The sequence below is a fragment of the Bradyrhizobium sp. Kon10 genome, assembly GCF_055807395.1.
The window spans coordinates 18,822-28,564 of the sequence record NZ_JBVVOZ010000050.1 but is presented as its reverse complement, the minus strand read 5'-3'; the positions used below and the strand labels follow the sequence as shown (position 1 = coordinate 28,564).

Below are 9,743 nucleotides of genomic sequence, written 5' to 3'. Positions count from 1 at the left end.
ATCCACCCCTTCAACAAAGCGCTTCATCGGACCTCCCCGCAAGTGCGGGGAATCCTATCGCGCGAATCACCGGAAACGGAACGTTTTCACACGGCCTGGGTCAGAGGACTAAACCGCTCGCGCGGTAGGGCACGACAGCCGGCAGCACGGCTGAGAGGATAGCGCAACGAGGCGTCCTGTCTTGAGATGAGGGGTTCGCAACCTTCACCCAAGACAGGAGCATCCCCATGACCGACGAGGCCATGAGCCCATTGCGGCGGCGCATGATCGAAGACATGACGATCCGCAAGCTAGCGCCGAAGACCCAACATGACTACGTGCAGAGGGTCAAGAACTTCGCAGCGTTCCTCGGGCGATCACCCGATACGGCGAGTTTTGAAGACGTGCGCCGCTACCAGCTCCATCTGGCGGCGAGTGGTGTTGGCGTGCCGACCATCAATCAGACCGTTTCGACGTTGCGGTTCTTTTTCCGGGTCACGCTGAAGCGCCACGAGATCGTCGAGCACACCCATGTCATTCACGAGCCGCGCAAGCTGCCGGTGGTGCTGAGCCCCGAGGAGATGGCGCGGCTGCTCGATGCTGCGCCGGGACTGAAGTACAAGGCGGCGCTGAGCGTGGCCTACGGTGCGGGCCTGCGCGCCACCGAGGTGTCTCGCTCAAGGTCTCCGACATCGACAGCCAGCGCATGATCATCCGCGTCGAACAGGGCAAGGGCGGCAAGGACCGTAACGTCATGCTGTCGCCTGTTCTGCTCGACCTGCTGCGGACCTGGTGGAAGGCGGCACGGCCACAGGGCTGGCTATTCCCGGGCCGCGATCCGGCCCAGCCGATGACCACGCGCCAGCTCAACCGCGCCTGTCATGCCGCCGCCCAGATGCGGAGATCAACAAGCGGGTCTCGCTGCACACCTTGCGGCACAGCTTCGCCACTCATCTCTTGGAGCAGAACATCGACGTGCGCGTGATCCAGGTTCTGCTCGGTCACGCCAAACTCGACACGACCGCGCTCTATACCCGGGTCGCCACCAAGACGATCAGCGAGGTCATGAGCCCGTTGGAACACATCGCGATCAAGCTGAAGGAGGCCCGGCCGCCCGGCTGACGCGGCGCCGGCGTGTCTCGTCCGGCTCTGGAGGTTGCGGATATCTTCCGCGACCGTGGTCTGGCATGGCGGCAGGCCCATGCCGGCCACGTCAGCCTCGACCAGTCGAAGGTGATGTCGGCGATCGAGAACTGCCGCACGGCAGCTCTCGGCGGCCATGTCGCGCGCTGCGAGGACTGCGCCTACACCTCCATCGCATACAAGTCCTGCCGCAACCGGCACTGCCCGAAGTGCCAGGGCGCCGCGGCGAAGCAGTGGCTCGCCGATCGCCAAGCCGAGTTGCCGCCGGTGCCGTATTATCACGTCGTGTTCACGCTGCCGGCTCGGATCGCCGAGATCGCCTACCACAACAGGGCTGCCGTCTACGATCTGCTGTTCAAGGTCTCGGCCGAGACGATGCTGACGATCGCCGCTGACCCGAAGCATCTCGGCGCCAGGATCGGCATCACGTCCGTGCTGCATACCTGGGGCTCGGCCATGACCCACCACCCGCATGTGCATATGATCGTGCCGGGCGGCGGCATCTCGCCCGATGGCCGGAGCTGGGCGTCCTGCAGGCCGGGGTTCTTCCTGCCGGTGCGCGTGCTCTCACGCCTGTTCCGGCGGCCTGTTCCTGGAGCGTCTTGCCGCCCTCCACCAGGCCGGACGCCTGAGCTTCTTCGGCAACGACGCTCATCTCGCTGGAGCACAATCATTCGCCGCATTGCTTGCAGCCTCCCGCAAGACCGAGTGGGTCGTCTATGCCAAGCGCCCGTTCGGCGGTCCCGAGGCCGTGCTGGCCTATCTGTCGCGCTATACTCACCGCGTGGCCATCGCCAACAGCCGCCTGATCGCCTTCGACCGGCACAGCGTCACCTTCAGATGGAAGGATTACCGCGTCGAGAGCCGTGACCGTCAAAAGCGGATGACGCTTGCGACAGACGAGTTCATCCGCCGCTTCCTCATCCACGTGCTGCCAAAAGGCCTTCACCGCATCCGCCATTACGGCCTGCTGGCACGGGGCGTCTGCGCCGACAATGTCGCCCGCGCGCGCGAACTGCTCGCCGTCAGCGATCGTGAGGATGAACCGACCGAGACCATCGTCGACAGCGGCAAGCCGCCGTGTCCATGCTGCGGCGGCCGCATGATCGTCATCGAGGTTTTTGAGCGAGGTGCAATGCCGCACCGTCAATCGACCGCGCCAATCAGCGCCATCAGGATCGACACCTCATGACCGCGCAACCGCGGAGCGGACGCGTAGAACTTCCGGCCTCAGGAATCATCCTCTGGGGCCGGCCTTTTGCCAATTGCAGGACTTTGCGCGACGGGCGGGCCACGCTGGCAGGCTTGATAATAGCACTTGGGGTGCGCATCGCCGGCCTCTATTGCTGCGACGCAACGAGCCACCGCTTCGGGCTTGACGATCGCCACTGCGACAATATCGCTTAACCTAAGTTGTCGCGCCAGCGGTTGTCTGCGTTACAGTCAGTGATTGGAGTCCGCATGATTACGGCCGCCCAATGCAGACGTTTTGCCGAGCATTACAAGACACTTTCCTCCGCCCCCAACGCTTCCGAAGATCGAACTTCTTTGTTGAGAAACATTGCCAAGAGCTTTGCGGGCGTAGCTGGTCAATTGGATCGACTCGACGCTCTGGTGAGAGACGAAGAGAGCCGGAGGCTCCGCCGGGCCGGCTAGCAGCCGTCCCACATAGTTTTATTGCGTCCTACCGAACGGCATGCACGATGGGCCTGCGGTCGGCTGCGGCGTCGACGCTCGGTCCCGTGCTTGCGGATTCAGGTGCGGACCTCCTAAGCACGGGGCCGACTATCTCCAGACCGGAGCCGCTCCGCCAAGTCAGGCGCTGAGCCGACAAATATCAAGCGGCGTCCCGTGCGGGGATTCGCAAGGCGCGCAGATTGCAACCTCAGATTCCTAGTCGTCATCTGCCAAGCATGAGATAATGCTGCATATTTGCGTTTCGGAGGGAGAAGCCCGATGCGCTTGGCATTGCCTTATGTGGGAATTGTTCTCTGCGCGTGCCTGACGGCCTGGCTGTCTTCCACGCTGATCTACTGACGCGCGAGCAGATCCTCGCTGGGTCAACAGCCGCACGCAGGTGCAGCTCTCGTGCACCCGAGTCGCCCGCGCGCCAGTGAGAGGGACCCTTTCGAGCAGCCGGTGGTTATTCAGGGAAAGCTCAGGCGAAGGCCCCAACGCCGTGCTCTTCCGGACCGTTGTCTGCGCCAGCGCGGAATCGAGTGCGATGTTGCGGTCGACGTCTGGCACGGTCTTCAATGTTCCCGAATTCTCGTCTTAGCCCGGTCCGCATTCCACGACATAGACGAGCCTCCTCAGAACGAATAGACGTCGAGCTCGACGCCATGCTTCACGTTCGCTTTCAAAGGTCCCCGGAACGTTTCGGGGGCGATGCCGGCTCGGAGGGCAAGATCGCGAAGATCAGGGCTAACTCGGACCTGACCAAGGTCGGCGCATTTCGCCTGCTCGTACCTCGCCGCCGTGTTGACGGTCGCGCCGAGTACGGTCACGGCAATCCTCTGCTCGGCCCCGAAATCGCCAAACGCGACGTCGCCGGCGTGCAAGCCGATGCGGATTCCGACGTCGAGCTGATTATCGGTAACGTAGCGCCCGATCTCTTCTGCGATCGTTGTCGCGCACCGGATGACGGCGGCGGGCTCGATTCGCTCGCGCTCTGCGGTGTCGATGAACCAATAGGCCATCACGCCATCGCCCATGAGCTTGTCGATCTGCCCGCCAGCCTTCCGGACCAGATCGATCTGGAGCGAACAGAGCCGGTGAAGGTGAGATGCGACTTCGCCGGAATCCTTACCGGCCGACCAGACGCTGAAATTGGCGATATCGCTGAAAAATACGATCGCCTTGCGGTTCTGGATCGGCGGATTCTGTCCAGCCGATGCGACCTTGACGAGGCCGAGCGCATCGCCGTCGGAGAAACGCCGCAGAAGGTGCTCCTGTTCGGCGACCGAGTTGCGCAACTTCGAACGTCCCTGGGTCGCCTCCGCCAGCTTCATGTTGACGACGTCGGCGAGCGTCAGGACCCAGATGGTATTCTCGGGGTCCGTAAGGCGCTGCTGAAAGGCGGCGTCGATGAAGAACAGCCGTACTGGGCCGATCGCCTTGACGTCTGCCGTCCGGGAGCCATCCTTACCGGCAAGGAAATGCAACAGACCCTGTTCGCCGAATATCTCGTATTCGCCGCGGAAGGTGACGCTTCTATCGTCGGCCCGGATTTCCACCCGGCCTTCAAGAACGAGCCAGCAACCGCTGACGCGATCCCCGCGGCGGCAGATCACCTGATCAGGCAGATATTCCTGAATCCCGCAGAGCGGCTCGCGAAAGATAGCCGCCCGGATCAGGTCCGGCTTCGGGCAATGCTGCTCGAGAAACCGCTCGAGCACCCGGTCGACATCGGGGGCAAAGACCATAATTTACATTCCCAGCGCGCAGAGGGGCCTGTCAGCGACTCGCTTTCCGTGCCACAAAAAATACTGCTACTCCGAACATAGGAACCTGTTGCCGAGAGTCAAGGAGGGGATATGCTGCTATACCGAACAATCAAGGGCGAATTGCGTGGCTGACACCGTCCGCGATCGCATTAAGGCACTGAGGAAAAAGGCGAAATTGACTTTGGATCAGCTCGCCGACCGAGCTGGCCTGAGCAAATCCTACTTATGGGAGCTTGAAAATCGGGAGCTGCCCCGCCCGTCCGGCGAGAAATTAGCCGGCTTGGCAAGGGCGTTGGACGTGACCATCGACTACCTGCTGGGTGGTGAGGATCTCGAATCGGCGGAGGACAAGGCCTTCTTCCGCGAATACCAGGCGATGTCGCCGGAGGCGCGTGCTCGGCTCCGAAAGCTGGCCAAGGCATTGGACGAATAGGTCGATCATGAAGTTGGGGGGTGGGGACCTCGACGGTGGGCGAGCCATTTCAACCAGATGCTGAAATCTGGCGAACCCACCTGATCGCTATCGGTTTGACATCGGAGCGCTTGCCATGGAGACGTCGCGCTCCCTCTTCCATGAGGATCCCATCACCAACATCGCTGCAGAAGAGCTCGACGGTTTCGCTGGCGCATTGGTGCCGTCCGAGTTGAAGACCAAATGGGGAATCGTGTTCGGCGTTAGGCAATTGCGCCGATCGGTATGATGTGTCGCTACTCGCCGCCATCCTTCATTGGCTGCATTACACGGAGCGAAGGGCGCTGCTCGTGGTCTCGGTCGACGGCTTCGGCAAGTGGTCGTGGTCGAGCAAGCCGGCCCTGACGACCGGAGCATTCATACGCAGCAGCCGAGGCCCGGTAGAGTTACCAACAGGATCAGCAGTCGGTCAGGAGCAGTTCACGCCGGAGGCTAGGACCGGTGTCGATCACCCGAGCGGCGTCTGGTTCGACGAGCCGGCGCGCGAACACTCGTTCAGAAGCGAACGCTACGACGCGGCCTACACCCTTCTTCACCTAGGTGACGATCCCGGCTGGGGCGGCATGGCGCGGCGCCTCCCGATTTGAGCTGGGGGCAAACGCTTCAGGCAATCCGTCCAGTATGAAATGAGGAACGACGCCACCCTCGTCGATCGGCCGAAACCGGCATGTGATCAGCACCGTCCGATCGTTAAGATGCGAGGCAACAGACCTCGCAATCGCGAAAAGAATCCAGATTTCTTCCCTTCGACCAAGATCACGACTGATTCTGGAGATAAACCGGCCCGGAACAACGTTGCCGACATCTGCAACGACTTACGAAGAAGCAGCCGGACGATGACGAGGACGGCGAAATTCGTGCCTACCTCGGGGTCTCCGACGATCTGATACATCGCTTGGATATCGCTTCGGCTAGGCACGACCTCGAACGCCGGATGCGAATGCCACTCTCCGATATAGTTGAAGCGACGATAGTCGCCGCCTGTTCTAGCGAAGAAATCCGATAAAAACGTTTTGCTCTGCTCCGGATCCCGGACGAAATGCATCGCCGTACCGCCCGACCTCTGTACCGAAAGTTCGACTATCCGGAAGGTCTCGCCACCCACGTGCTCGGCGACCATCACGCCGCCGATCTCGTTGCGTCGCCCCCGCAGCTCACAGCGCAAAAGGTCAGTTATCTTGCGGGGAAGAATCAGCTCCACCGATCTTGTCCTTCAGTAGTTCGAGCAAGGTGGCTATCTCCGTGACCTTTTCCTGGTCGGAGAGCTCAATGACCTCGGGCTCCGTCGGCGGCGGACCGACATCGATCGGGTAGGTCTCGAACGGCTGAGAAAACACCGAATCTGCGCCAAGACCGATCGCGTAGACCGAGTTGGGAAATAGAGATGGAGCGCGATCAATCAGCAGATCGATGGCGAACCGGGTAGCGTGGGCCGCGATAACGGACACGTCCGCGTCGTCGGCGATCATGGGCACGTCGATGCTGGTGTCAATCGCTTCGTACGGCCGATGCGATCTCCTCGGCATGGATCCCTTTTCGCCGAACCAGTTCTCGATGGCGCGCCGCATGAATGGCGGTGGCGGCTCGATCCCAGGTCGATATCTGGCGATCAAGCCGCCGAACCCGCCGCCGAATACTTCCGCCCAGACCATGGGTTTCTTCGCGAACCCGGCCACTGCCGAGAGGAGGTTCAGCACATTGGGGTCCGCCGTCGCATCGAGGACGAGGTCACATTCGGATATCTTTTTTAGCATGGCATCGGCGCTCTCGTTCGCGTCCTGCCCGCCAAGAGGCACGCGCCATTGCAAGACGTCGACCGACGGATTCACGAACTGCAGACGTCGAGCGAGAGCCGGCACCTTGTGCACTCCGGCGTCCCCCCAATCGAGGTCGTTCCGGATCAAGTTATCGGGAAGCAGAATGTCATCGTCGACGAGCACGAAACCGCCGACCCCGGACCTCGCGAGCATGGTCGCCGCCTTGCTGCCGAGGGACCCGCATCCTACTATCGCGACCCTCTTTGCCGCGAGAACCGAATGAGCGGCATCGAGACGCGTCGCCTCCGGCGGAGGCGATATGACGGCAACGTCCGAGACAGAGTTCTTTGTTCTGTTGAGGAAGTAGACCGACAACTCGGAGCCGCGCACGATCAAACCATACCGTGCTTCCAGCACGTTTCCGACGGCAGCAAACCCACTGTCGAAATCGTTCACACTTTCCGTCGAGGGTGAGGTATCGGTCTCATCCCATCGGCATATCGGCACACGACGTTCGGTATATTCGGGCCCCAATTGCGACGGAACGGTGGGGTCCGTCCATTGTGTGCCATCAGCCAGCAGCACCTTGTCGACCACATGGACGACGGATTCTTTATGATAGAGGGAAACAAGGTTGACTTCGAGCGGAACGCGCAAAGGTAGTCGGCCGAGCAAGGCGCAAAAAGGACGTGTCAGCAGATAGCGGCTGTATCGGATGCGAAGGCTTTGTCCGAGACTTTCGACGTGACGCGACGGCGCGTCTCCTAACTCGTCCCCTGGATTCTCCGTCACGAGCAGCTTGTAGCAGCTCTCTATCAGATCTCTGCCGTTGTTGTTCGCCGTCCATGTGTCCGGACCGTATTCGAGGCAGAGCTCACCTCCGGCACCGAATTGATGTGCCGACCATCTTGCAGTATCCCCACGCGGGAACACCGACGGCGGGGTATGCGGAAACATGTCGGGATATTGGAGGTAGATGGGATAGACTCGGCCTCCGGCTCCGATTTCAGCATCCAGTACCAAACGAAGGCGATCATCCAGCCGCCAAGTCTTTACCGCGAACCAGTCAACTTCTTGAGCCAGGCATTCGATCGCCTGGCGCTCGGCACGGAATCGGGCGACGTCCGTTAGATACCAGCTCACGCAAAGCCGCCCGGCTTCGTCGGACCTGCCGGTCGGTCGGGGAAGCTGAGCGGCGCTGCGGGAGACGATGCTGGCTTCAGAAGGCTTGCTCCCGCAGCAGACTTGATCGCGCGCGCGACCGAGTCGTTCTTTCCGGCCATCCCGTTGACCGCCGTCTCGTAATCCAGGTCGCCGCGGATGCGGATGTCGCCAAAGAGCGCATGTACGCCGTGACTGGCTTTCGAATAAGCGTTCGTCCCTATGGCGGTTTGATTGCCCTTGCAACGGCCCTGCTCCTGCTCGGAGTTCAGGATCCCTCGACTGACGGCGCAGCGGATGAGGCCGCCCTTCATGCCAAGGCGCGTGACCGTAATCGGCCCGTACTCGAAGCCGATCTGGAGCCCCAGGCTGGACGCATCGGTCCCCTTGTCCTTGAGACGCTTCAGCGCGATGTTGAAGCTGCTCCGCATCGCCGCCGCGCACAGGGTCATGCTGCTGATGGTTTCAACCCCGTCGGTCGTCTGTGCGGTGCCTTCGGCCAAAACGCCGTGGATGCAGTCGCCGATGAACCTGATCTTTCGACCCTGGAAGTCCTCGTGCAGCACGGCGTCCAGTTCAGATCGAAGGACGTGCAGCGCGCGCACGACGTGCTTTGCGCCGGCATCCGTCCCCATGTTGGCTCCGACGTAGGCGGTGAAGCCGTCCAAGTCGCCGTAGATCGAGGCGGCATCCTGCCGGCGCGAATTCTTCACCGACAATGTTTCGATATCCAACGTCGAAAAAGGAGGCGTATGGCCTGAAAATACGAAATCACCGATCGGGCTGTTCTTCAGATCCTCTGCCCAATCCTTGACGATCCCGTCGACCGTCACATCGAGTTTGGCCGCTTGCTGGCTCTTCGCGATTTCCTCGGCGCTCAGCGGCGTCCTGTCGACATCACGCGCTTCGGCGAAGCCGATCGCCTTGCGCGCCTCGTTGGTCAAGAAGATTCCTTGTGCGGAGCCGCCGCCCGCACGCTTGGCGGCATGGTTGGCGGGCCTTCCGAGAAAGAGCGGCTCCCGGTGGCCCCGCCTTCCGTTGTTGACCGCGAGCGCGTTGCCGGTGTCGATCCCGACCCGGACCTTGGCCGCCGGATGATCGGCATCCTCGCCGGTGCGCGCCAGAACGTCGATGATTAGCTGCGCCGTCGCCACGGCACGATGAACGCGCTTCGCTTCGTCGTCGTATGGCTTGGTGAAGACGGTGTGAAGGCGCTGGTTATGGAAATCGACGAAGATCGATTCGACGGCGCTGATGATGCGGTGTGCTGCGCGGTAGTGCATGTTTAGGAAGCGGAGCGTGCGCTTATGGCAGGTCTCGCCCTCGACCGCGGTGACGTTCAGAATGTCCTTCAAATTTAAGATGTCGGCATACAGATGGACGCCGTCGACGCGGTAGGCCGTGCCGCCGGACAACCCCGACAGGTCGGTTTCTCGGACGTATTCCTTGATCTCGATATCCTTGAGAGGCAACGAATCGATCTTCGCGTCGATCCGCTTGGTCGCGCGGTCACTATTCCAAGTACCCATGGCTATTTGGTATCCCCTTAAATATCACCCGCACAGGCATCGGGTGCGGAACGGTCAATTGCGATCATGTAGGTATCACTCGGCGAATTGCCAAGGACACTGCGGACGGCAAGATGCGCTGTTGCGCGCTCTCGGCTGCGTTCTCATATGCAAGCCTTGATGCCGCCATTCGCTTGATCTGCGAGTGGTCGGTGAGCGAGGAGACTACGCGCCGTTCGTCCGATTCGCACGCCACAGTACGTGTCGTTAGTGGAAA

7 protein-coding genes and 2 pseudogenes are annotated in these 9,743 nt (G+C 61.3%); 5 read left to right on the top strand and 4 right to left on the bottom strand.

Going from position 1 to position 9,743, the window contains the following annotated elements; translation table 11 throughout:
• The first annotated feature begins 227 nt into the window (after positions 1-227).
• Both AC0L2O_RS34470 and AC0L2O_RS34465 read left to right on the top strand, forming a co-directional pair.
• Positions 228-1,101: pseudogene (locus AC0L2O_RS34470) on the top strand (tyrosine-type recombinase/integrase).
• 12 nt (positions 1,102-1,113) lie between these two features.
• Positions 1,114-2,314 (top strand): annotated as a pseudogene (locus tag AC0L2O_RS34465) (IS91 family transposase).
• Between the two features lie 1,120 nt (positions 2,315-3,434).
• On the opposite strand, the gene AC0L2O_RS34460 reads toward AC0L2O_RS34465, so the two are convergent.
• A complete protein-coding gene (locus tag AC0L2O_RS34460; protein ID WP_473372905.1) occupies positions 3,435-4,547 on the bottom strand; it encodes a cyclic nucleotide-binding domain-containing protein in 1,113 nt (370 codons plus the stop codon).
• Between the two features lie 145 nt (positions 4,548-4,692).
• On the opposite strand from AC0L2O_RS34460, the gene AC0L2O_RS34455 reads away from it, so the two are divergent.
• From AC0L2O_RS34455 to AC0L2O_RS34445, 3 genes are all read left to right on the top strand, one after another.
• Entirely contained in the window at positions 4,693-5,001 is a 309-nt protein-coding gene (locus AC0L2O_RS34455; RefSeq protein ID WP_473372904.1) for a helix-turn-helix domain-containing protein, read from the top strand.
• 115 nt (positions 5,002-5,116) lie between these two features.
• Entirely contained in the window at positions 5,117-5,269 is a 153-nt protein-coding gene (locus AC0L2O_RS34450; RefSeq protein ID WP_473372903.1) for a hypothetical protein, read from the top strand.
• A 1-nt stretch (position 5,270) separates the two neighbouring features.
• Positions 5,271-5,627, top strand: coding sequence for a hypothetical protein (locus tag AC0L2O_RS34445; RefSeq protein ID WP_473372902.1), 357 nt, complete (start codon positions 5,271-5,273; stop codon positions 5,625-5,627).
• Positions 5,628-5,713: 86 nt separating this feature from the next.
• Here AC0L2O_RS34445 and AC0L2O_RS34440 read toward each other — a convergent pair whose 3' ends face one another.
• The 3 genes from AC0L2O_RS34440 to AC0L2O_RS34430 are packed head-to-tail and all read right to left on the bottom strand — an operon-like array spanning position 5,714 to position 9,430.
• Complete coding sequence (locus AC0L2O_RS34440) at positions 5,714-6,241, bottom strand: M67 family metallopeptidase (protein ID WP_473372901.1); 528 nt, start codon at positions 6,239-6,241, stop codon at positions 5,714-5,716.
• Entirely contained in the window at positions 6,210-7,940 is a 1,731-nt protein-coding gene (locus AC0L2O_RS34435) for a ThiF family adenylyltransferase (protein ID WP_473372900.1), read from the bottom strand. Before AC0L2O_RS34435 ends, AC0L2O_RS34440 begins: the two co-directional genes overlap by 32 nt.
• Entirely contained in the window at positions 7,937-9,430 is a 1,494-nt protein-coding gene (locus AC0L2O_RS34430) for an adenylate/guanylate cyclase domain-containing protein (RefSeq protein WP_473372899.1), read from the bottom strand. The genes AC0L2O_RS34435 and AC0L2O_RS34430 overlap by 4 nt, the downstream gene beginning before the upstream one ends.
• Positions 9,431-9,743: the final 313 nt, after the last annotated feature.